This is a genomic window from Dongshaea marina (genome assembly GCF_003072645.1).
Classification (GTDB): domain Bacteria; phylum Pseudomonadota; class Gammaproteobacteria; order Enterobacterales; family Aeromonadaceae; genus Dongshaea; species Dongshaea marina.
In genome coordinates this window covers 2,503,587-2,526,850 of sequence record NZ_CP028897.1, presented here as the reverse complement: position 1 = coordinate 2,526,850, position 23,264 = coordinate 2,503,587, and the positions used below count along the sequence as shown (strand labels likewise).

15 protein-coding genes, 2 tRNA genes and 1 pseudogene are annotated in these 23,264 nt (G+C 50.3%); 8 read left to right on the top strand and 10 right to left on the bottom strand.

The annotated features are described in order from the left end of the window. Positions 1–161 precede the first annotated feature (161 nt). The 3 genes and pseudogenes from DB847_RS12135 to DB847_RS12125 all read left to right on the top strand — a co-directional run bounded on the left by DB847_RS12135 (position 162) and on the right by DB847_RS12125 (position 4,664). Positions 162–1,848 (top strand): annotated as a pseudogene (locus tag DB847_RS12135) (NAD-dependent malic enzyme). An 80-nt stretch (positions 1,849–1,928) separates the two neighbouring features. Further along, a complete protein-coding gene (locus tag DB847_RS12130; RefSeq protein ID WP_108650948.1) occupies positions 1,929–2,861 on the top strand; it encodes an AEC family transporter in 933 nt (310 codons plus the stop codon). 381 nt (positions 2,862–3,242) lie between these two features. Next, a complete protein-coding gene (locus DB847_RS12125) occupies positions 3,243–4,664 on the top strand; it encodes an anion permease (RefSeq protein WP_108650947.1) in 1,422 nt (473 codons plus the stop codon). 59 nt (positions 4,665–4,723) lie between these two features. Here DB847_RS12125 and murP read toward each other — a convergent pair whose 3' ends face one another. Both murP and murQ read right to left on the bottom strand, forming a co-directional pair. Then, positions 4,724–6,178, bottom strand: coding sequence for a PTS N-acetylmuramic acid transporter subunit IIBC (gene murP / locus DB847_RS12120; RefSeq protein WP_108650946.1), 1,455 nt, complete (start codon positions 6,176–6,178; stop codon positions 4,724–4,726). Between the two features lie 30 nt (positions 6,179–6,208). After that, positions 6,209–7,105: an N-acetylmuramic acid 6-phosphate etherase gene (gene murQ, locus DB847_RS12115; protein WP_108650945.1), complete on the bottom strand. Its 897-nt coding sequence runs from the start codon at positions 7,103–7,105 to the stop codon at positions 6,209–6,211. Between the two features lie 157 nt (positions 7,106–7,262). Here murQ and DB847_RS12110 point away from each other — a divergent pair, with 157 nt between their 5' ends. Continuing rightward, positions 7,263–8,120 carry an SIS domain-containing protein gene (locus tag DB847_RS12110; RefSeq protein ID WP_159084575.1) on the top strand — a complete coding sequence of 286 codons (858 nt, stop codon included), beginning with the start codon at positions 7,263–7,265 and terminating at the stop codon, positions 8,118–8,120. A 135-nt stretch (positions 8,121–8,255) separates the two neighbouring features. Next, the gene (locus DB847_RS12105) at positions 8,256–9,896 is read left to right on the top strand and encodes a methyl-accepting chemotaxis protein (protein WP_108650943.1); all 1,641 of its coding nucleotides are present in this window, start codon (positions 8,256–8,258) and stop codon (positions 9,894–9,896) included. 64 nt (positions 9,897–9,960) lie between these two features. Here DB847_RS12105 and DB847_RS12100 read toward each other — a convergent pair whose 3' ends face one another. Both DB847_RS12100 and DB847_RS12095 read right to left on the bottom strand, forming a co-directional pair. Beyond that, the gene (locus DB847_RS12100; protein WP_108650942.1) at positions 9,961–10,842 is read right to left on the bottom strand and encodes a glycoside hydrolase family 18 protein; all 882 of its coding nucleotides are present in this window, start codon (positions 10,840–10,842) and stop codon (positions 9,961–9,963) included. A 42-nt stretch (positions 10,843–10,884) separates the two neighbouring features. Then, the gene (locus DB847_RS12095) at positions 10,885–13,896 is read right to left on the bottom strand and encodes a Tn3 family transposase (protein ID WP_108650941.1); all 3,012 of its coding nucleotides are present in this window, start codon (positions 13,894–13,896) and stop codon (positions 10,885–10,887) included. A gap of 148 nt (positions 13,897–14,044) precedes the next feature. Here DB847_RS12095 and DB847_RS12090 point away from each other — a divergent pair, with 148 nt between their 5' ends. Continuing rightward, on the top strand, positions 14,045–14,662 hold the full coding sequence (locus DB847_RS12090) for a recombinase family protein (RefSeq protein ID WP_199911816.1): 618 nt from the start codon (positions 14,045–14,047) through the stop codon (positions 14,660–14,662). Positions 14,663–14,777: 115 nt separating this feature from the next. Further along, positions 14,778–15,596: a substrate-binding periplasmic protein gene (locus DB847_RS12085; protein WP_108650939.1), complete on the top strand. Its 819-nt coding sequence runs from the start codon at positions 14,778–14,780 to the stop codon at positions 15,594–15,596. 1,098 nt (positions 15,597–16,694) lie between these two features. Here the strand turns inward: DB847_RS12085 and DB847_RS12080 are convergent. Next, a tRNA-Val gene (locus DB847_RS12080) sits at positions 16,695–16,771 on the bottom strand. Between the two features lie 10 nt (positions 16,772–16,781). Next, positions 16,782–16,858, bottom strand: a tRNA-Val gene (locus tag DB847_RS12075). Between the two features lie 789 nt (positions 16,859–17,647). On the opposite strand from DB847_RS12075, the gene DB847_RS12070 reads away from it, so the two are divergent. After that, a complete protein-coding gene (locus tag DB847_RS12070; protein WP_108650938.1) occupies positions 17,648–20,041 on the top strand; it encodes a hypothetical protein in 2,394 nt (797 codons plus the stop codon). Positions 20,042–20,473: 432 nt separating this feature from the next. Here the strand turns inward: DB847_RS12070 and DB847_RS12065 are convergent, their stop codons facing one another. The 4 genes from DB847_RS12065 to ltrA form a co-directional block, all read right to left on the bottom strand. Then, on the bottom strand, positions 20,474–20,857 hold the full coding sequence (locus DB847_RS12065; protein WP_108650937.1) for a nuclear transport factor 2 family protein: 384 nt from the start codon (positions 20,855–20,857) through the stop codon (positions 20,474–20,476). Positions 20,858–20,986: 129 nt separating this feature from the next. After that, on the bottom strand, positions 20,987–21,283 hold the full coding sequence (locus DB847_RS12060; protein ID WP_159084573.1) for an ATP adenylyltransferase family protein: 297 nt from the start codon (positions 21,281–21,283) through the stop codon (positions 20,987–20,989). After that, a complete protein-coding gene (locus DB847_RS12055; RefSeq protein ID WP_108650935.1) occupies positions 21,280–21,801 on the bottom strand; it encodes a DUF4922 domain-containing protein in 522 nt (173 codons plus the stop codon). The genes DB847_RS12060 and DB847_RS12055 overlap by 4 nt, the downstream gene beginning before the upstream one ends. A gap of 147 nt (positions 21,802–21,948) precedes the next feature. After that, complete coding sequence (gene ltrA, locus DB847_RS12050; protein WP_108650934.1) at positions 21,949–23,202, bottom strand: group II intron reverse transcriptase/maturase; 1,254 nt, start codon at positions 23,200–23,202, stop codon at positions 21,949–21,951. Between the last annotated feature and the right edge of the window lie 62 nt (positions 23,203–23,264).

Here is a 23,264-nt window from a genome sequence, read left to right as displayed (position 1 = left end):
CAGCCACTTGTCTGACGCCAACAACCCCGGTTGTGTTGATGACCGAACGTATCTATTAATCCAGGGAGAGCCTAGTCATGAATTCAGATCAACAGATCGCAGAGCCAGAGCAGAGCAGAGTCCACAAGGAAAATAATCCAGATATTTTAAACTGCTGCCATATAAAACCCGTTGCGACCAGTTATGTACCTTATGCGGGACCTAAATTGCTTGATACGCCTCTTTTGAATAAGGGAACGGCATTTAGTCCGAAAGAGCGAATCGCTTTTAACCTGGAGGGACTCCTGCCTCAGGCAATCGAAACCCTGGATGAGCAAGTTGAGCGTGCCTATCAGCAGTATTTGGCGGCGGCGGATGATATGGGTCGGCATATCTATCTTCGAAATCTGCAAGATACGAATGAAACACTATTTTATCGGCTGATCGGTGATCACCTCACTGAGATGATGCCGCTTATCTATACACCGACAGTGGGCCAGGCTTGTCAGGAGTTTTCGGATATTTACCGCCGCCATCGGGGCCTGTTTATCGCATATCCGGACCGTGAACGAATTGATGATATTTTGGATAATGCGACTCACAACGAGGTAAAGGTGATCGTGGTCACCGACGGTGAAAGGATCCTGGGTTGGGAGATCAGGGGATCGGCGGCATGGGGATCCCAATTGGTAAACTCTCCCTTTACACCGCTTGTGGTGGGATCAACCCTGAGCATACTCTGCCGATCGTCCTCGATTGCGGGACCAATAATGAAGCCCTGTTAAAGGATCCCATGTATATGGGCTGGCGCCATAAGCGAATTGATGGCCAGAGCTATGATGATTTTGTTGAGCTCTTTATCCAGGCGATCAAAAAGCGTTGGCCTGAGGTGCTGTTACAGTTTGAAGATTTTGCGCTGCCCCATGCCCAGCCCTGTTAGAGCGCTATCAGGATGAGCTCTGTTGCTTTAATGATGATATTCAGGGGACAGCTACCGTGACCCTGGGTACCCTGCTTGCAGCAACCCGGGCCACCGGAAGGCAGCTTCAAGAGATGCGAGTCGCTTTTCTTGGGGGAGGCTCCGCCGGTTGTGGGATTGCCGAGCAGATCATTGCTCAGATGTGTTGCGAGGGACTTAGTGAGGCACAGGCCCGTGAGCGGGTCTACATGGTGGATCGCTATGGCCTGTTGCTTAGCGATATGCAGGGCCTGACACCGGCGCAGCAGAAGCTGGCCCAGAGTCCGGATCTCAAATCATCATGGGGGCTCGCTCAGGGTGAGGGGATCTCGCTCAAGCGGGTGGTTGAGCATGGACAGCCGGATATTCTGATCGGGGTGTCCGGTCAGGCGGGTCTTTTCAGCGAAGAGCTGATCCGCAGCATGCATAGCTATTGTCAGCAGCCGATTATTTTCCCGCTGTCAAACCCAACCTCGCGGATTGAGGCGACGCCCCAGGATATCCTGAAGTGGACTTCCGGTCAGGCGATTGTCGCAACCGGTAGCCCCTTCAACCCGGTTGAGCTCAATGGCAAGCGCTTTGAGATTGCCCAGTGCAACAACTCCTACATTTTCCCCGGGGTAGGCCTGGGTGTTCTGGTCAGTGGAGCGAACCGGGTGACTCATGAGATGCTGATGGCCGCTAGCCGGGCCCTTGCCGATGCATCGCCCCTGGCGCAGCAAACCGGGCAGTCACTGTTGCCTCCGCTATCACAGATCCAGCGGGTGAGTAAAAAGATAGCCCTTGAGGTTGCCAAGATGGCTCAGCAGCAGGGTCTTGCCTACCAAAGACCCGATGCCATCTGGGAGCAATTGATTGAGGAGAGTTTCTGGACCCCGCACTACCGCCAGTATCGCCGCAGCTACTTCTAAAAATAAACCGGGTGCAGGAGAACGCCTGCACCCGGTGGCCAGCCAACACCAACTATAATAAGAATCCCCGGAGACCCTACATGGTTGCTGATATTATTAGTGTACTCTCTATCATTGTTGTTATTTTGATCGGATATATCTCAGGCAAACGGAATATCATCTCGAGTGATATGTCTTCAGAGCTATCAAAAATCGTGATGCTCATTACCTTCCCGTTTGCCCTTTTTGTCTCTACCGCAAAGTCAGACATTCATAACCTGGTGAATGTGAGCTTTTTTGGAGCCTTTTTCTTTGGATTGATGGGGCTCTACCTGTTGATCCTGCTGTTTTGTCTTTGGGTTCTGAAAAAAGATCGCAAAACCTCAGGGATCATTGCTCTGTCTATCTCTTTTCCAAACATGGCGTTCATGGGGATCCCTTACCTTTCTCAGACCCTGGGGGGAGACTCCCTGATCGCGATCGCAATTGGGAATGTGATCACCTCGGTGTTTATGATCCCTATAACCGTCGCTCTGGTTGAGGGAGAGCATGCCCAGACCTCCTTTGGCGGGCAGCTCATCAATGTACTCAAAAAGCCTCTGGTGTTTGCGCCGATCATTGGGATCATTTTTTCGGCACTGCATATAGAATTGCCTCAATTTGTGAGCAATGGTTTCAGCCTCATTGGTTCAGCGACCTCACCGATTGCCCTGTTTGCACTGGGGCTGATGATGACCAAGTTTAAATTCAGGTTTAGCCAGGGCTCGGTGAGCGGGATCATCTTAAAGTTACTGGTGCAGCCGGTGATAGCAATCGCCTTTGTGGTTATTTTTTCGCTGCACGGGCTCCAGGCCCAGGAGATAGTGATCCTGGTCGCCATGCCCAGTGCTGTGATTGTTGGTATGTTCACCGAGAAATACAACACCTACCAGGATGAAGCCGTCAGCATGATCCTGGGGGCAGTGTGGTCTCTATCTTTACTTTGGTGCTGTTTACCGTCCTCTCAACCCATCTGTAATCGCCTCCTTGGCTAAATACTCTGTTGCCGCCCATGATGGGCGGCTTCTATACTCACTCCTGACCCCCCTTAATTCTGCTGTGACCTCCTTGATATAAATCCCTGTCCCTGAGCTCGCTTCCCTGTGACTTCATAAACGGGAATCATTGTGGATTCATATGAGAAATGGGACAGAGCTCGCGATTTTTGCGGACTATTGTTTATCAATTCCGGGTATATTTTCATCAGAAGATCAGGATCCGACGCCATGATCATCAACAGAACCTGGGCCTGAGTGTCAGGAGATGGCAGCTCGGTCACAGCCGATCATCCACCTACAAACGCCAATCGTCCGGGATTGTGTGCGGCCCGGGATGGCAAGGTCAAAGTAAGGTCGTCATACAGGGGAGTAGCCGCTATGGAGAATAAGACAAGACCCGAGACTAATCTCAAATCACTTGCGATCACCCTGCTGGTTGGGGTGATCATCTGGTTTATCCCCACTCCTTCGGGAGTCTCAGGTCACGCCTGGCAACTTCTGGCGATTTTCGTGGCAACCATCCTTGGCTTGATCATCAAGCCGCTCCCTTTGGGCGGCGTTGCGATTGTTGGGATCACCATGACGGCCCTGACCGGAACTTTGAGTATATCCCAGTCCCTCAGTGGATTTTCCAATTCGACGATCTGGCTCATCGTGAGTGCATTTTTTATCTCCAGGGGCTTTATTAAAACAGGACTGGGGCGGCGCATCGCTTATCTGTTGATGGCCCGGTTGGGTAAGAGCTCACTGGGGCTTTGTTACGGGATATCACTGGCAGATCTGATCCTGGCACCGGCGATCCCTTCAAATACAGCGCGCTGTGGAGGGATCATCTACCCTCTGCTTGCCTCGGTGGCAAAAGCTTACGGCAGCGATCCCGAGCAGGGGACTGAGCGAAAGTTGGGGGCTTTTTTAATCAAGAGTGCCTATCAGGTGAACATGATCACCAGCGCCATGTTCATGACAGCGATGGCGGCGAACCCACTGGCGGTTAAACTTGCATCGGATCAACAGATCCAGATCAGCTGGGGGAGTTGGGCGATCGCGGCGGCGGTTCCGGGGATCGTCTCTTTACTCACTCTTCCCCTGCTGCTGTATAAGCTTTACCCGCCGCAGATTCGCGCGACGCCTCAGGCGGCACAGATTGCTCACGATAAACTCAAAGAGATGGGAAGCGTCTCGACTCAGGAGTGGGTGATGCTTGGTGTCTTTGTTCTGCTGTTGGTATTGTGGATCGGTGGTTCGACTCTTGGTATTCATTCGACAACGGCAGCCCTGACCGGTCTTGCGATTCTGATGCTGTGTGGCACCCTGAGCTGGACAGATATCATTCAGGAAAAAGGGGCCTGGACTACCCTGATCTGGTTTTCTGCGCTGGTGATGATGGCTGATTATCTCAATAAGCTGGGACTGATCGGCTGGTTTACCCACAGCATCTCCGGATCGGTCAACGGTTTGAACTGGGAGCTCGCCTTTTTGATCCTGGCGCTGGTGTATCTCTTTTCTCACTATCTGTTTGCCAGTAGCACAGCTCATGTGGCGGCCATGTATGGGGCATTTCTCAGTGTGTCGATTGCGGTCGGGACACCGCCGATGCTGGCGGCCCTGGTTCTTGCATTTTTCAGCAATTTGATGGGGAGTTTGACTCATTATGGCAGCGGACCTGCGCCTGTACTCTTTGGCTCAAATCATGTTGCGATGAAACATTGGTGGGGACTTGGCTTGCTGTGTGCCCTGGTGAATATCCTGATCTGGCTGGTAATTGGCGGCAGCTGGTGGCGAGTCCTGGGCCTTTGGTAATAGGCTGGTTTCGAACAAATCTGAAGGGGCGGTCAGCCCCTTTTTACACATGATGCTCTTTAACTGAGATCGACATCCTTGCAACCAAACATCAGGGTCACAAAAAAACCTCCCAGATAAGAAACCAGTAACCCGGCGGCATAGACCAGCATTCCGGCAAAGATCCCGCTGTGGGATGTCATCAGGGGTAAAGCGACAATCCCTGAGGGCCCAAAGATGGTGTTCAGGCCAATCGGCAGTCCAAACCAGGCCACCAACCCCACAAAGAAGCCACCCATGGCACCCCCGATACAGGCGGTCACAAAGGGTTTCATTCTCGGCAGGGTCACCCCATAGATCAGGGGTTCACCGATCCCCAGAAAGCCAGGAATGATCGCTCCGCGGATCTGGGTTCGCAGCAGTGAGCCTTTTTCGGCCCGTAGGTAGAGCGCCAAGGCTGCGCCCACCTGTCCACCACCGGCCATCGCAAGAATTGGGAACAGTGAATTAAACCCCTGGGCCTTCATCAGGGCGAAGTAGACGGGAACAAACCCCTGGTGGATCCCGAACATCACGGCGATCAGAAATAGCCCTGCCAGCAAGGCACTCCCCAGGGGATTGCCGTTAAGATGGATAAACAGCCAGGACATCCCTTTAAACAGGACACCGCCGACGGGCATGATGATCACAAAGGTCACCGCGCCCATCACCAGCAGAGTTAGCAGTGAGGTCAGGATCATATCCAGATTGTCGGGGATCTTTTGGCGAATGATCTGCTCAACCCGGGCGCCGAGGATAGAGGCGATAAGAACGCCGATGATACTGCCGCGCGGATCGATTCCCAGGCCAAAAAAATCATGCATACCCGAGTAGATCCCGGAGCTGGCGGAGGGATCGTAGCCCAACACAAACAAAGAGGCGATGATAGCCCCATTCACCCCCGAGCCTCCAAAGGCCTTTTGTGCGTTATAACCGATAAGAATACTCAGGAAACTAAAGAGTCCCTTGCTAAAAACTTTCAGATAGTTCACCAGATCCAGCAGGCTCTGACTGGGGTGCGGGTGACCCGCGATCAGAGATTGCTCAATCAGGGTTGCTATTCCCAGGAGTAAACCTGCGGCGATAAAGCCTGGGATCAGAGGGGTAAATATAGTGGCAAACCGGGTCATGAAATGATGGATGCCGCGGTTTTGCTTCCCCTTAAGCTTCTGCTTATTATCTGCTGCTATCTCTTTGAGCGATTCTGTGTCGGGGGACGCTGGAGCTTGGGGCTGATCCCCGCTGGCAAGGCCCTGGTTGATCATCTGTGCCGCGGTTTGGGCTTTACCCGGGCCAAGGATGATCTGCAGCTGATCGTCACTTTCAACCAGGCCCAGTACCCCTTGGATCTGTTTTAGTGCCTGGCGATCGGCCTTTGAATCCTCATGAAGCTGCAATCTAAGGCGGGTCATGCAGTGCCCACAGCGGGCAATATTTTGTGGCCCGCCAAGGGACTGGAGAATACGGTCAATCATATGCGACGTTATTTTTGCCATCTGACCCTCCTGGATCCAGAATCGTTAGATTTAACCCTGGTTGAGGGTCGCTCGTATATAGCCCCGGTTCTTGCTCAGCGCCTGCCGGGCCTGATCTGCATCGAGATGCATCAGCAACATGACGATTGCGGTCTTGCAGTGGTACTGACTTTGCTCCAGGGCGTCCCTGGCTTGTGAGGGGCTACAATCGGTTGCCTCCATCACGATTCGCTTCTGCCGCTCAACGAGCTTTTCATTGGTTGCCTGCACATCCACCATCAGGTTGCTGTATGCCTTGCCTAGCTTGATCATCGCGCCTGTGGTCAGCATGTTCAGGATCAGTTTTTGGGCGGTGCCGGCCTTCATACGGGTTGAGCCGGTCAGAGCCTCGGGGCCAACAACCGGGGTGATAGCAAGCTGAGCCTGGGTGTTGATGGCTCCCCCCGGGTTACAGCTCAGGGCGATGCTGGTCGCCCCGACCTGGTTGGCGTATTTAAGGGCGCCCATCACATAGGGAGTCCGCCCGGAGGCGGCTATCCCGACCACCACATCCTTTGCATTTGTCTTTATTTCAGCTAAGTCTTCTGCCCCCAACTCGGGCCGATCTTCGGCGCCCTCCACGGCCCGAAACATCGCCTCTTTTCCTCCGGCAATCAGACCGATGACCATCTCATGGGGTGTGCCATAGGTGGGGGGACACTCAGAAGCATCCAGGATCCCCAATCTTCCACTGGTGCCCGCTCCGCAATAGATAAGGCGTCCTCCCTGTCTGAAAGCATCAGTGATCCGTTCGATCGCCTCAGCTATTTGCGGCAGGACCTTTTCAATGGCCTGTGGAACCTTATGATCTTCGCGGTTAAAACAGTTCACCATCTCCAGGGTTGTCATCTGGTCGATGTTGAGTGTCTGAGGATTACGTGTTTCAGAAATAAGTTGACTGAGATCCATGTTGTTGATGCCCGCCCTTGCTTGCGAATAAAATATTCCTAGTTGATGCATTGTGTGGAATTATTTATTCTATGGCAACCCCGTTTGAGCTTTTATGAGCCAACTCACAAAAGGAATGGGTAGCCATCGATTCTTATCCGCAGCAGTGAGGAACCTTATGCCCTGTTTGACCAAGATAAAGCAGCTCATGGATAGCCTGAGTGACAACGAACAGAGAATTGCGCACTTCATTGTGCAGTCATCCGAGCTGGTGTGTAAGCTTTCGTCGGTAGAGCTGGCTCAGCGGGTTAAGGTGAGCCAGTCCGCTATCGTGAAGTTTTGTCAGAAGGTCGGATATCGGGGGTTTACCGATTTTCGCCTTGATCTGAGTAAGGGGCAGGGAGAGGCTCAGCAGAGTTGGGGGGATCCCTCCTATGTGCATAATGATATTGCCCGGGGTGATAGCCTGGCAGTCATCGCGGATAAGTTGATGCATGAGAAGATGATGGCTCTTAAGCTGACTCATCAGCTCAACCGTTCCGATGATGTGGAGCTGGCTGTCGATATGCTGGTGGAGAGTCGCTCTATTCTGCTAAGTGGGATCGGGGCCTCCTGGCATGTGGCGGAGGATCTGTCCCAAAAACTTTCAAAAATTGGTCAGCGGGCTACCTGTCATCAGGACCTGCATGCTGCCTTTGCCGCCTTACCTCATATGGATCATCAGGATCTGTTGCTGGTGATCTCCTATCGGGGGGAGCAGCGCCAGTTATGCCAGCTGGCAGAGCAGGCGCGAAAAAGGCGGATCCCCTTGCTGTTGATCACCCGGTGCCAGCCAAACCCGCTTCGCCAATACGCCACGCGGATCCTTTTTTCTGTTGCCGATGAAAGCTCATTTCGTAGCTCCTCCATCTCTTCACGAACCGCGCAGCTGGCCCTGACCGATCTGCTGTTTATGGGAGTGATCCAGCGGGATTTTGAATATGCCTCCGATCTGATCCGCCAGAGTCAGCAACTGCTCAATGAGCTCGAGCTTTAACTCTTCTGCCCTGAGCGAAAGGTTCTCGGGGCAGTTTCCTTAGCATAATCAGCAGCATTAGCCATATTTTTCACCCTAGGTTGCAATTGTCACCTACTATTAGTTGTAGGGAAGTGGATGATGTGAGGCTAAGGGATGATAGAGCTACTACGCAAACTCACCATTGCTCAGCGGCTATACGCAAATATTGTGATTGTGGCAATCGGTGTGATCGTGATTTCAAGCTACTTTTTGTCTGTGTACCACGAGTCACTACTCAATGAGAAACGCGCTAAAACTCAGGAGCTGGTGGAATCGGCCTATAAGGTGATGGAGCACTTTAGCTCCCTGAGCCAAAAGGGTGAGATGTCCAAAGAGGACGCTCAGAATGCAGCCAAAGAAGCGATCCGGGTTCTGCGCTACGGGAAAAATGGCTATTTCTGGCTGAACGATAGCGAGCCTCGCTCTGTGATGCACCCGATCAAGCCCGCCATTGAGGGGACCTATGTTGGGGATCTGCAGGATAAGAAGGGCAAGTATCTGTATAAAGAGATAGTGAAGGCTGGTCAATCTTCTTCTGCCGGTGGTGAGCTTGATTACTACTGGACCAAGTCCGGAGCATCAGAGCCCGTGCTCAAGGTCTCATTTGTGAAGCAGTTTAAGCCCTGGGACTGGTTTATCGGAACCGGTATCTATGTTGAAGATGTGCAGGCGCAATTTATGAGCCTGGTGTGGACCATAGTATTTGATATCGTGATCCTGCTGGTGATTCTGGGACTGATCTCTGCAGTCATTATCCGCAGTATCGGGCTACCCCTGCACGGAACCATCAAGGCCCTGAACGATATCTCAGAAGGTGAGGGCGATCTGACTCGTCGCCTTGATGAATCTGGTACCGATGAGATCTCGACCCTGTCTCATGCCTTTAATCGGTTTGTTGAGAAGCTGCAAAGCATGATCTCAGATATTCATGCCGCGAGCCAGAAGACGGTGAGTGAATCTCAGCTACTTTCCGAGATCGTGGGTAAAAATAGCACCATCGCGGCTCAGCAAAATCAGGAGACCGATGGCGTCGCAACCGCAATGAACGAGATGAGCAGTACCACCCAGGAGGTTGCGAATAACGCTCAGGGTGCGGCTCAGGCTGCCAATGAAACCAGTGAGCAAGCGGTGAACGGAATGGCGGTTGTGGATCAGACCATCCAGTTGATTGGTAATCTGGCCGATGAGTTGACGGAAACCGTGGGTGTATCAGAGCGTCTTGAGCAGGAAACTCAGCAGATCGGTTCGGTCCTGGATGTGATCCGCGGAATTGCCGAACAGACCAACCTGCTGGCATTGAATGCTGCGATCGAGGCGGCACGAGCCGGTGAGCAGGGCCGTGGTTTTGCGGTGGTTGCCGATGAGGTGCGTACCCTGGCCACCCGAACCCAGTCCAGCACCAACGAGATCCAGGAGATGATCGAGAAGCTGCAGCAGATGGCGAAAAATGTATCTGCGGCGATGGAGCGAACTCAGCAGCATTCGGTCGCTTCCGCGGAGCAGGCGCAACTGGCGGGTGAAGCCCTCGGTCAGATCAATGAGGGGATCACCTCAATCAATGATATGAACACCCAGATCGCCAGTGCAGCCGAAGAGCAGAGTCTGGCAGCCAATGAGATCAATCGTAATGTCACTAATATCGCGGATCTTTCTAATGAAACGGTTGAACAGAATACCCAAACCGAGCAGGCCGCAGGAGATCTCCGGGATGTCGGTGAACAGTTAACCGAGCTGGTGGGACGGTTTAAGTTCTGACCCTGCGTTGAAGGATAGTAACAAGCCCTCCTGAAGAGGGGCTTTTTTTAGGTTTATAGAGGAGCTATTGATTTGCCTCAAGCGCGCTTAAAAATGCCTGGGTATAACCCAGAGCAGGCTCATTGGTCCCACTGCCCGTAGGTATTGCAAAGGGAGCTGATGTCGTGGCAGCTGAGGGAGTATCCCGGTCAAAGGACCAGAAGTGTAACCCTGCCAGTTCGTGTGTTTTGGCCCATTGGGTGATGGTCTGGATATCTTGAGTGCTCGTTATTTCGCCCTGGGTATCATTTTGCCCGATCATAGGGGTTAGGGCGATCCGGCTCAGTGGGATCGCATATTTTGAATTAAGCTCCCGGGCGGCGGCTATCGAGGATTGTGCCATATCGCACTGACCTGAATCGCCCAACACACACCGGGAGTTTCCAAAGTCCATCGTCATCAGGTTGACCACAAAATTAAGTCCCGCCGCCTGGGCCTCTTTGATCGCCGTATCTCCCATCTCATTGACCGAGTATCCGGGCTTTCCAGAGCTTGCAAGGGTCAAACTCACTCGCAGCGTTTTTCCCTGTTGTGCCCAGTTTTTTTGGGTCTGAGCGGCGGCCTGCATTAACTGATGCAAGCTGTTTTGGTCGTAGCCTTTTTCAATATCGAAATCTAAACCCGCGAAATTGGGAGAGTCATAACGACTGAGAAATTGCTGCAGATGACCGGCTGAATCACAAATAAAGGGGGCATTCAGACCACCGGTTGAGATGATGTACTCTAGATCATGCTGTTGAAACTGCTGAATATTGTAGGAGACAAAATTGGAGTATTGACTCTGCTGTGGATCAATCCAGCCCCATTTTTCTGCACTGCAACTTCCCGAAGCAAATGCCCAGGTCGGGTCCGTCCCAACAAAGGAACGTGAGGTCCCACAGGTTTTCGGATAACTGCCTAATTCCAATGATTTTCTTCAGGTTTAGCTCCTCCTGATGAAGTAGGTAACTTACGCAACGGATATCAGGGGGAGAATTCCAAGGGTGTCTCGAAGCTTTTCGTCGGAAAAATCGTATTCGCCAAGCATGTTGATATGAGCCCAAGCCATAGGTGCATGTGCTGCTATCGATCGGATTAGGTTTTCTCTAGTCTCGGTATCCGGTGCCTTCTCGAGTTGGCGGGTGAGGTAAAGATAGTTCCAGCAGATGATGCTGTTTTTAATGAGTCGATTACAAGCTTCAGCGATTTCCTGCTCATCTTTCTCTTCCTGGGAAAACTCACGGGGATTGCCAACAGCGACGGCACGGGTAAAGCGGTTGGCGAGTTCAACTTTGTTTAACTGTCTTTCGATGGCCTGACGCAACTCAAGGTCATCAACATAGCGTAGAATGAACAGAGATTTGATGATCTGCCCAAAAGCTTTGATTGTTTGGTAAAGTGCGTGCTGGCGAGAGTAAGAATTAAGGCGACGGAAGATATCAGACGCGGTGTTTTCCTTGAGCTTGATTGTAGTGACGAGACGCAACAGAAAGTCCCAGTTATCAAGGATCAGTCTCTCATTGATAGTCTTGTCCGGTTTGATAACCCAACCTTGCTCTTCACTTCGATCGCGAGGCTTGAATATGTAGAGGGTTTGCTTACCTACTCCTTTGATCCGCGGGGCGAATGAGAATCCCAGTAGATGAGTGAGGCCGAAGATAGCTTCTGTATAGCCATGGCTGTCTGTGGAGTGGATGTCGCTTTTGACTACGTCATTGCACATGAGTCCATCAATCACGTAGGCGCTTTCACGATCAGCCGCACTAATCATCAGGGAGTGCCAGAGGAAGTGACGTTCATCGACAAATGTGTAAGCTGAGACACCTTGGCCCTGTCCAAAGTATTTGAAAGATCGGCTTGCAGCCAGACTTTCGCCACGAACCTCGAATTTTTGACCGTCGCTAGCGGTGTGAAGCATCTCAGTATCCTGACGGTAGATATTCGGCAATTTCATTTCATCCATAGCCTTAACCACAGTGTCATTAGCTGCACGGATATTGTCGAGGGAGAAGCGCCAGTTGACTGCGTATTCCAGTTCGCTTTCGGTGACTTGTGATGAGATCCGAGCCATTTTTCGGACGCCAATGCCGCAGCCAAGTCCCATGATGCCAGCTAGAAGTGCAGGGCGGGAAGCAGAAGCATCGCGGATATGAGTTTGTCGCCAGTGTTCGAATTGCCCGAGCATGCCGCAGTGATTGTTAATGGTCTCCAATACCTGTGCTAACGGAACATCGTGCCGTTGAGGAAATAAATCGCTAGTCGAGCTGGTATCATCCGATTCAACAGCTGGAGTCGATACATGGAAAACATCGTCGCTGCGCACTTTCAAATGCGGATTGACGGCGGCGTTGCCGTTCGTGCACTGATATTGCCGCGCTAATGCATCTCTGAGTGTAGCTAATACGGGAGCCGGATCCGTGAATCCGCTCAAGCCAGCTCGTGCCAGCAAATCCTGCTTATCCTGTTCCCATCGTTCAGAGGAGATCAGGTAGGCGTCCATGGGGCGATATTTGTAGGACTGAGAGAGATTGAGGTGGCCAGACTTGATGGCTGCTGTCACATGTTGGAACAGAAATACTTTGTAGAGCGAGGGGCGGAACGTTCCATCAGCGCGTGTGAGGGCTACTTGCTCGTCAGCATTAAGAAAGCCCACCGGAGCACCAGTGGCAATTGAGCCATCACGGTTTTGAAAGTAATCAATGGCATTAATGAGACTGATGGCGCCCTCGTTTCGGTCAAATTTGATCACGCGTAAGATGGGACTGAGGCGATTTTGCAATCTCAATGACTGGGTCTCTATCACATCAAACCAGCTTCCATCTTTTCCAGTTTCGGCGAGCTCATCCTTCAACCGCTTGAATTCGCTAGGTTTTTCCTTGTCGAGCAAAGAGCGGATGGTGCTTACCTTCTGTGCGTCGGATAAATCACCGGTCTCCGTTACCCTACGGATATCGCGTAAGAGGCTGAATACTGAAGAGTCCAGATCGTTAACAACAGCGCTGAGCTGATCCTGCTGTTTTTTATGGCCTTTGATAAGGAGCTCATTGTGCTCCCTGGTCGCTTTTGCCTGAAAAGATGCCATGACACTGAGCCAGAGATCGATCAGATTATCCTGTGTTCGATAAAATTGATGGCCGACGAACGCAGCGGCATGAATGTAGCGATCACTTTCTGTTCGTCGCCGGATCTGAAACATCTCTGATCGGAGTACGCTTCCCGCATAATAACGGATACCGGCAACACCCAGGTTGAGAGCCGTCAGAGTTTCTTCAATTTGACCATACAGCGTAGAGAGCGTTTTATAATCGGTGATCGCTTCCTTAATCTTCGTAGGTTTTGTCGATTGCGATAGCTTCTTCAATAAGGTCAGTCGATACCGATTCTGGTTATTTGCTGTTGTAAAAAGGTCATCCATCAGGGCGCGGGCCTCATCAGTGAGGTGCGTATCCATGAGCTCAATCAGTTCCATCTTTCGAGCCTGCAACCCTGCGCGGATCAATTCAAGTAGAACCCCTGCTCTAGGGAGCTGAACCCGGCGTTGGATCAGGTAATCAATGCACCGGTCAAAAATCAAACGCGGCTTAAGGTGTGTTCGGGCCATCGTCGCGATCTCTGCTGCTACAGCCTCTTCAGCTTTTCGATCGAATGGCATGAAGCCATAGAAATCCAAAATAAGCCTACGATGACGGGCTCGGGTTTGCTTGGGGTAAGCATCTGGTGAAAAATCCAAATCTGACAACCCCATCAGCTTTGCTGCCGCCTCAATGTCAGGTGCATGAAAATCCTGAGGACTGTAGAATCTTTTCGTTGCCTTGAAGTATCCACACATTAACAGGAATCCAACCTGGCTAGTGGGTATACGAAGTTCAGTCACAATATCCATCAATGATTTTGGCAAGTCGAAAGATCGCTTTCGTTCGCGGTAATTCAATATAGGAGGTCGATCAAAAGCCTCCAGCTCAGACGTTGAAAGGATCTGCATTCGCGGCACAACCGAACTCCTATTCTTTTGTTCTGAAAACCATCATTTTAGGAACACATCAATGACGTAACAGGTAATTACCATAAGGCTCGCCAATTATACTCGTTTACCTTGTTCCGAAACACGCGTTCCAGTAAGGTGAGGAAAATTGATTTTAAGAACAAATGTTATGCTCATCGGATATGCTCGAGTTTCAACAATGGATCAAAATCCCACATTGCAGATGGATGCACTGCGAGCAGCAGGCTGTGAGAAGATTTACACAGAAAAGGCCTCCGGTTCTCACCGGGATCGACCTCAACTAAAAGCGGCTCTGGAATATCTACGTGAAGGTGACACGCTGGTTGTTTGGAAGTTGTCCCGGCTGGCACGCTCTCTGACTCAGGTAATCAAGACAGCCACAGATATTGGAGAGCGCGGAATCGCCTTGAAAGTTTTGACTCAACATATTGATACCAGCACGCCAGAAGGAAGGTTATTTTTCCACATGACGGCCGCTTTTGATGAGTTCCAACGAGAGTTGATTGTCGAAAACACCAGGGCGGGCCTAAAAGCTGCGGCCAAGCGTGGTCGTCGCGGCGGGCGGCCAAAGGCGATGAATGACCAAACCATCAAACATGCTGAGGCCATGCTCAAAGACACCGAAAACTACCCCTTCATCAGTGACGTCATCGATCAGCTTAAAATTGGTCGAACTGCCTTCTACCGATATTTTCCAACTGACCGTATCAAACAGTTACGCGCTGAGCACGCTGGCAGCACCTAACCGTAGCTAAATCCTATGGTGAATTTGATTCCTTTGCTGGGGTAGACTCCAATACACAAAGGCAGCAAAGAGCTAACCTTAAAAGAGGATAGTATGAGCTTCGGGGGAGGCTCAGATGAATAGAGTTAATATATACGCTGCCGCTTTGACAATAGTTGCTACTGCCTTTATCTCAAACGCACGAGCAGAACTAAGTTTTGTGACCCAAGATTTTGCACCTTTCAGTTATGGGGATAAAGGAACAGTGCTGGGTCCATTCTCTGAGTCAATTGAAGCTACTTGTGCAAAGCTCAACTCAGTTTGTCCCATTTTTCTAAAATCTTGGCTAAGAGCACAATGGGAAGTTGACAATGGCCGGATTGATGGGCTTTTCCCGATAGGCTGGAATAAGGGACGTAGTGAAACACTCTATTTTTCACCTCCTATATTGAGAACAGAATATGGGATATTTGTTCGCAGTGATAACCCCCTAAATTTCAAGAAGGAGTCAGATATCAAAGGGTATCGCGTTGGGGTTTATGGCCCATCGAACACCGAAAAATCCTTACTAAAGATAAAGAGAAACATCAAAGAGCTTGCTGTTTCTGTTACCAATGATGATGAGAGGCAGTTCAAGAAACTATCTCGAGGAAAAATTCAGGCGGTGTATTCAAATAAAGATGTTGGATTTTATCTTATCAAAAAGCTTGGGTTGGATAATATCCGCTATGCTGGTACTCACAAGAGTCTGATGTATTACATTGGATTTTCTAAAAAATACAACTCCCCCGAGATGGTTGTAAAATTTAATACTGCGCTGCTATCGCTCTATAAGTCGGGCGAATTACATAAGATTTTGAGCAAGTATAATATGCGCCCTATTGATGACATGCCCTCTTTCTACCCTGGGCCTGAGCTCTGGGATCCTAAAAGCACAGGAGCTGAGCTTCGGTAACCATAGAGAAACAGGGGAAGACTCTTGAGCTCTCCTGGCAAGAAGCCTGTGGGACTTCACGTACCTTTGTTGGGATAGACCCCAGGTCACGGTTTTTACATCCGGGGGGAGGGCTTCAGTCAGGGGCTGAGAGTAACCGTTCACCAAGGTGCCTATCCCCGTGGTTGTGCTGTTGACCCAGGATGCATTGACGGAGACATCCTTATAGGGAGAGAACAATAGTTGGTAGGTCTCTTTGGGCTTTGAAAAGTGCAGTGTCAGAGTAGCACCCTGGTGGGGGGAAACCGAGAACACTTGATTGGTAAGGGTGTATCTGTATCCCTGTGGACTGGCCTTAAGCAAAATCTGGTAGCGGCCACTGGGAAGTGACAGGCTATTGCTTCCATCGCTAACAAGCTGTTCAATTTCATGTTTTGAGTCGAGGTTCTTGAACTGGACCCGGATCGGGTTTGCCTGTGGTAAGCCACTGACATCCAGCACCAGCTGCTGAGTGGGTACCTGTGACAAGCTATGGCTACTCGTGGTGGCAAGTGCGGATCCTGAGATCCCCGTGATTATTAATGCGGTTATTATTCCATGCTTCACAATATTTTCCTTTATGTCCCTGTGACTAAAATCCTACCAATCCGTTTTATTCAATCCACCGGGGATGCCCGGATCAAAATTAGCATAATGAAATTGCGGATCATTGATATAGCTGAAGAATAAAAAGGCTATAACTAAGTTAATTCTTGTTATCTGTTGGTCTTTAATTGACGTTTTAGTCCTGGTTTAGTCAAATGACTAAATAACGGTTCCAAATGGTAATCACTTGGGACAGCTATTGAATGGTGAATAAGCAGGCCCTCTGCGTCAGGGGTGAAATGGTTTTAAGCCATTGAACGAGAGGTATGGATGCCGAACTGGGAAAGGCTATCAGGGATGATAGCCGATGTGGTGGAGCTTCCATGGATGGATTCATGGCGTGTCTGCGACCACACATCAACAGCTCAGTAATAGGGTCAGCTATTTAGCATTACTCTTGAGATGAGTAACGGATGATGGCCACTCGGCCGATATTGGATTAGACCCATAGGCAACTAAAGACAGAAAAAGAATTGGTGCGTCCGAGTAGACTCGAACTACCGACCCCCACCATGTCAAGGTGGTGCTCTAACCAACTGAGCTACGGACGCACTAAGAAAGTGGTGCGTTCTAGTGGACTCGAACCACCGACCCCCACCATGTCAAGGTGGTGCTCTAACCAACTGAGCTAAGAACGCATTGCCTTGGAAGCGAGGCAGATAGTAGCGATAGCTCAGGTGGGATGCAAGCCAAATATGATATTTTTCAACTGATTGGTTAAACCCAGAGCACTTTGTCTGGTTTTAGTTCAGCTTGTTGATGGTTTAGCCAGTTGGAGCGGTAAGTTGCTCTTTCTTCGATCCGGTAATCCAGGGAGTCCCCCTTGCTTGATGAGCTTAGCTTTGGATGATGGGAAGTTCTTTGCTAAAGAATGAGTGACATGCTCTGGAGCTACCTGGCATGCTTGGAGTCACCTAGATGCAGCTTGCACCTTTCGATTACAACCTATCACCAGGACTGCTAGAAATAATGCGGTCACATAACATGGTTTTTTATTAGCACAAAACGTAAACGAAATATTTTTAACCAAAAAACCATTAAAGGTTTCGTTCTCGGAAAATAAGATATACTCTGCGTCAGAAACTGTTGTGTTAATAATTTTTTCATAACTGTTTTGCTGAATTAATAGATCTCTCCTGTTAGGCTTTAATCTCTTTTCTCCCCTCTGGGGCGCATTAAAATACTCTATGGAGACTCATGATGCAGCGTTTATCTAAGGCCGGGGTCTTAATGACTTCATTAAGCCTGCTTTCACTGTGTTGCGCTATGGCTGCGCATGCCGAATCAAGCCAATTTAAGTTAACCATTAATAATAGTGCCAGGGATGCGGATGTTACCCTGATGATACCACCAACCATTGGTCACTCTCCGAGCTTAGATAGTCGGGGAATATCCGGATCCTTAAGGGGCAGAGCAGGGCTATCGATGTGACCATCGCCCATCCGGGGCAAAAGCTCAAATTATATGTGGGAACAGATCAAGCGTGTTTGGGATCAGCCAAGACCAACAAATATGGTGATTTTAACGACTTTCTGGTGAGTCCGGGAAGCTTCACACTCACAACAGGCGCCAGTAAAACCCAGTGTAGCTTTGTGAAGAAAACGCCTCCTGTACCACCGACTCCGCCGATCGTTAATAATTTTTATCGGCAGATCAATGTGGGGCAGAACTATCTTAAAGCGGGTGCGATCGATCAGGCTCAGCCGATACTGATGGCGGGCAGTTATGTTAATAAGCCGCAGGAGATTAGGGTCAGCGACCCAGTGGTAGCGGGGAACTTGTACCTGATCCCCGATAAAAACCTGGTTGTGATCACGCACAATTTTACCCAGGCTCAATTTAAGCAGATCAAGGCTCCGCTGGCTAAGGATGGGCACACCAAGGTGGTCACCCTGGATCTCGTCGGATCGGATGGGCATTCCGTCAGGGTTCCCCTGCACATCTATGATGGATTACGCAGTAAAACAATCGATGAGCTGATCGGCTCACGTGAAGCCGATCTTGAAGCAAATGCTACCAGTGCCATCCCTTACTATTTTGAAATTAGTGCGACTCCCGGGGACTTTTCAGGGCAGAGCACGCCGATTGTCGATCTGAGCCGATACTTTACCCATGCGCCCGCAGGGAGTGTTCAGTATGCGTTTGATGCATCCCAGGTGATCAGTGGCAACAAAAAACCGGCCTATAATATCGCGCATATCTCTGCTCTGGGTAAAGTTGCGCCTGCCGATCAGGATTTTTCGATTGAGGGCGGGAAGTTAGTGGCAATCCGCGCTCTGGCACCCGGTATCTACCAGTTCAATGTGCGGGCGACCTCGGTGACTGGGGGCAAGCAGACGGCATATCAGACCTTTTACATGAATGTGAATTCACAAAATCCAACCCTGGCTGCCTGGCATGCGGGGCAGGTGGCGCAAACCAATGTGATTGGTAATTATCCCTCTATCTATGTTTACTCCGGGGAGAGTGTGAAATATCCATCCTGGAAAACCGAGATCTCAGACTATGCAGAGGATCTGCGCACCATCAATGAGCAGTATATGGATAATGATCCGATCCGCACCGCATTTTATGAAACGGATCCAACCCTCAAGACGCCTTCGGATGCGACAGGCATCAGACTTGAGATGAATGATATCAGCTCCCAAATTGAGGTGATTGGTCCCGAGTTTGCCAAAGCCAATGTGACCCTGACGCCATCTTACCACTATGCGGGGATCCTCAGAGCAATAGCGCCGACGCTGAATCGTCAGCAAAAAGAGACGCTGGTGGATCAACTGATGAAGCCTGTTGACTCCAGCAGTTATGTCGCAGGGATGGCGCTGGATCCTGAGGGCGGTCCCAACGCGCCCGGTGATGCCCAGCTCGACAAAATGCTTGCGGATCACCTGGCATACCAGGGCAAGTGGCTGAGTGTTTACGGCTTTGCCGATATGTTTAACGCTCGGCTCGATGCTGCCTTTGGTCCCATGGGAGTTGCCAACATCAGCACCTATGATGTTGGACAGTATCGGGCTCAGAACGGAAAGCAACAAACCAGTTTATTGCCAGGGGCTCTGTCTATGCAGCAAACCGGGATCCTCAACACCATAAAGAAACCCGAGGCCGATCAAATCACGCAGGCGCAACAAGCAGACAAAACCTGCGATACGGTTAAAGTGAGCGATGGGATCATTAGTCCACAATCCTGGTGTAATCTGTCCGCGAACGATTCAATGTCTGAAAATAACCGTCGTTGGCAGGGCGCATATCACAGGTTATCGAGCGCCCGGGCCGCACAGTTCTTTAATGGTAAGCATCAGCTGGCCCTTCCCTTAGGAGCCAGTGCAACCCAGTGGCGGCGGATTGAGTTATGGAATCCCAAGCTTAGTGCGCTGAAGGGGGGACTGGTGATGGTCGATGCCAAGGGGAAGCTTATCCAAAACCAGATTGGAACCCAGGATGGTAAGCCGGTCAAAATGCAGACGTTAAGCTCCTGCGGCCAGGGCGTTCCTCTGTCACAGTGCATCATGGTGTCGGCAACCCCTAGCCGGATGAAACAGGGAAAATTGGAAAACACCACCCTTGGTGATTATCTGCAGGGGAACTTCGCCCCCTACAAGGCAAGCAGGGCTTATGATGTGGGTTACTCTGTTTTTGCCCTGGAGGGGAACAATGTGACCAGTAAGAACGCAGGGCCGGCAGGGAAAATCAACAGCGCAGTCTCCGAACCTGGCTATATTGGTTGGAATAACAGCTTTGGCACGGATCCCGCCTATAGCAGCCAGGTTTCCGATCACGTATGGGAGGTCATGAGTGATTTTGTAGGCAAAAATTACTAAAGTCATGATGAAGTCGGGAGATCTTCCGCGTTCTTCGATCTCCCGGCGGCTTCAAGTTCCCCCACTAATAGATGTATGCCGATACACAATTCACCGCATTGCAGGGTACCTGTAGCGCCAGAGCGTTTTCCAGATAAACCGCTTCATCTCATGAAAGCAGCTTTGACTTTGAATGCTGACTCGCAATACCGATTATCATCCATGATAACCCTTACCAGTTCGGCGTCCCTGCTTCTCGCTTGTTGCGATGCAACCACGCCCTTTGCTGCAGAAGGTCAGCTTAGCAAAGCCTGAAATTCTTTTAGTTGAGCTAAACATAATGACCCTGATTAATCCGAAATAGCGCTAGCAAGGTTCAGGATCTATTGATGTTTAAGGTTTGGACCTATAGCTTCAGGGCCGCAGGTTCAAAATAGGAGTCGTCAACAGAGCTTAATACATGGAGTTATTATTTTTTGATTGAGCGGGGATCTGTTGAATCGAATCCCAGTGTTCAACTATTTTGCCCTGCTCATCAAAGCGAAAGAAATCCATGGTTACATACTGATCCCCACCCGGCCATCTCTGATGGGTATGCAGGGCCACCAGATCGTCCTGGGCCACGGCACGAACAAATTCGATGGTTTTTTGCGGGTACTCGGCAGCCATCTTCTCAAAATACTCAATGAAAGGCTGCTTCCCATCTCCGACCAGGGGGTTGTGCTGGATATACTGATCACCAACATAGAGCTCTACGGCCCGGGTCGGGTTACCCAGATAAGCCATCTCGTAAAATTCGATGGCGTGTTGCTTATTCTTTTCGAGATCCTGTTGCATCGCTTTATGCTCCCTAATTCGTATCGTTTCAAGTTCACCGGGGGCGTGGCTCACTGCGCTCAAGCATCACTAGCTACCTTAAGATATTCCACTGCTCCCGGTATCTTTGATGAAAAGTGAGCCGTTTGGTTATTTCTTTCTGGCAACCGCATTGAGAAGGCTCATGGGACCAAGCTCCTCAAGACGCTTAAATTGCTGTTCATTTTTCACAAAGAGTGATCCTGCAAATCCCAGGCTGTTGACCGAGATCGAATCACAGCCCTCATGCTCTCTTGGGATCACCAGCAGCCAGCTACGAGTAAATAACAGGTTATAGGGCGGTGCTTCATCGCCCGGAGTCGGAGAGGGAAGCTGGCACTGCTCAAGGGCTTCGAGGTAGGCTCGATAGAGGCTCTCTCCGTGATACTCCTCATCATTCAACCTCACCAGGCCACAATGAAACGGGGGAGTGGACTTAAGATAAAGTGACTCCAGGGGAGGTCTTTCCCCTCGGCAAGGGCTTGTCTCGGGATATATTGAAGATGTTTATGATGTTGGCTGGCACCGGCAGTGGTACCGCCGTTATAAAAACCAAGGCCATCGAACTCCTGAAGCAGGGGAGTTAACGCCGAGAAGTCATCGAGCTCCAGCCAGCAGGACTGGGGCTGATACTCTTTGGTGATGATCAGCAGGTGATCATCAATGACGTTGAATTTGTTTAGCAGGCAGACATGCTTACTCCCCAGCTCACACACAAACAGCGACTGCTCATAGGGGAGAAAAGGATTTCGGATCACCGGGGTACGACTGGGAGCCTTGGGCTTATGATTCAGGCTGTCTGCAATCCGCACAATAAAGGGGATGTTTTGTTGTTCGAGGACCCGACTCTGGGTCCGAAAGCTTTGAAGAGCACCCTGCGCAAGGGCTTTGCGGGCGACGGTTCGGGCTTGCTCAATGATTGACATAGGAGTTCCATCTGCAGCAACGACTAGCAGAAGTATAACGAGTGTAGATTGAGAATTTAAGAACTATAAGGGTGAGTAGACCGCCGGAACCTCCCCAGCAGCCTCTCGCAGAACGGTACGTGAACCTCTCGACTCATACCGCTCCCATCAAACAAACGCACCAACCATTCCAGCTCGCCAATGGGCGAACAAGCCAGGGGATTGCTTCGCTATTCTCTTCATGAGTTCAGAAGCTCTCGTCCTGGAGCGATGAGATAAAGACTTATATTTCCTTCTTGCCCATGTGATCAGCCCGTTGTTTATGAGGCGACACACTGCATACATCGCACTACGATAGTACTTCCCATAGTACATGAGCCAACCTTGGATCATGGGGTTCAGAAGCTTTGCTAGATCCTTAAGCTCCAAGTCAGTTCTTGTTCTGAACCTTAACTTCCTGAGCTTTTCCCCGATGGATAGAGTTGACTGCTTGCTGATGGCCGGTCCGAATCCACTGAATACCTGCTTGGTCCACCTGTTAATGCTTTTTCGGCATCGGAAAGTGTACCCAAGGAAATCGAACGCTGTATGCTCATGCTGTCCTTGGCGAGATCCATCCTTGCAATAGACAATTTTTGTCTTTACAGGGTGTAGCTCAAGTCCACACTCACGGAATCTCTCGGTCAGTATATTTAACATCATTTCTGCTTCGACTTTGCTGTTGCAATGGACAAGCCCATCATCCGCAAAGCGGCACCATTTTAGGTGAGAGTAGTGTTTTTGTAGCCATTTATCAAACACATAGTGCAGAAATAGATTGGCCAGCAGGGGGCTAATGACACCACCCTGTGGTGTCCCCTGATTACGATGTACCAGGCTATTATCCGGCATTTGCATCTGAGCCGTTAACCAGCGCCGGACATACAGTCTCACCCACGTAGACTCAGTATGCTTTTCGACGGCTCTCATCATCAGCTCATGCGAGATGTTGTCAAATAGCCCTTTGATATCAAACTCAAGCAACCAGTCGTATTCCCAGCACCTCTTCCGAGTAATCCCCACTGCATCCAGTGCCGATTTATTTGGTCTGTAGCCATAGGAATCATCTAAAAAGTAGGGCTCAATACAAGGTTCAAGCTCAAGTTTGACCACCATCTGTGCGATACGGTCACTTACTGTAGGGATACCCAGCAGTCGCTCTCCTCCGGATTTCTTTGGGATAGCTACGGCTTTAACCGCAGGGGGGAAGTAACTTCCCGAGGACATACGGTTCCACAGTTTGTAAAGATTGGATTTTAAGTCTTTTTCAAAACACTCAATAGACTGATTATCTATGCCAGCGGCTCCTTTGTTGGCCTTGACCAACTCGAAGGCACGCATGACTTGCTGTTTTGAAATGGAAAATGGTTTTGCTGCGCTCAAGTCTTCCTCCTACCGTCCGGTAGTTGAGAGTTGACCATCAGCTGTTTGATGCTGCCCCTTTG

Coding starts and splice junctions, on each gene's coding strand:
- DB847_RS12130 (WP_108650948.1), top strand. CDS start 1,929: ATGGTTGCTGATATTATTAGTGTACTCTCTATCATTGTTGTTATTTTG.
- DB847_RS12125 (WP_108650947.1), top strand. CDS start 3,243: ATGGAGAATAAGACAAGACCCGAGACTAATCTCAAATCACTTGCGATC.
- murP (WP_108650946.1), bottom strand. CDS start 6,178: ATGGCAAAAATAACGTCGCATATGATTGACCGTATTCTCCAGTCCCTT.
- murQ (WP_108650945.1), bottom strand. CDS start 7,105: ATGGATCTCAGTCAACTTATTTCTGAAACACGTAATCCTCAGACACTC.
- DB847_RS12110 (WP_159084575.1), top strand. CDS start 7,263: ATGCCCTGTTTGACCAAGATAAAGCAGCTCATGGATAGCCTGAGTGAC.
- DB847_RS12105 (WP_108650943.1), top strand. CDS start 8,256: ATGATAGAGCTACTACGCAAACTCACCATTGCTCAGCGGCTATACGCA.
- DB847_RS12095 (WP_108650941.1), bottom strand. CDS start 13,896: ATGCAGATCCTTTCAACGTCTGAGCTGGAGGCTTTTGATCGACCTCCT.
- DB847_RS12085 (WP_108650939.1), top strand. CDS start 14,778: ATGAATAGAGTTAATATATACGCTGCCGCTTTGACAATAGTTGCTACT.
- DB847_RS12065 (WP_108650937.1), bottom strand. CDS start 20,857: ATGCAACAGGATCTCGAAAAGAATAAGCAACACGCCATCGAATTTTAC.
- DB847_RS12055 (WP_108650935.1), bottom strand. CDS start 21,801: ATGTCAATCATTGAGCAAGCCCGAACCGTCGCCCGCAAAGCCCTTGCG.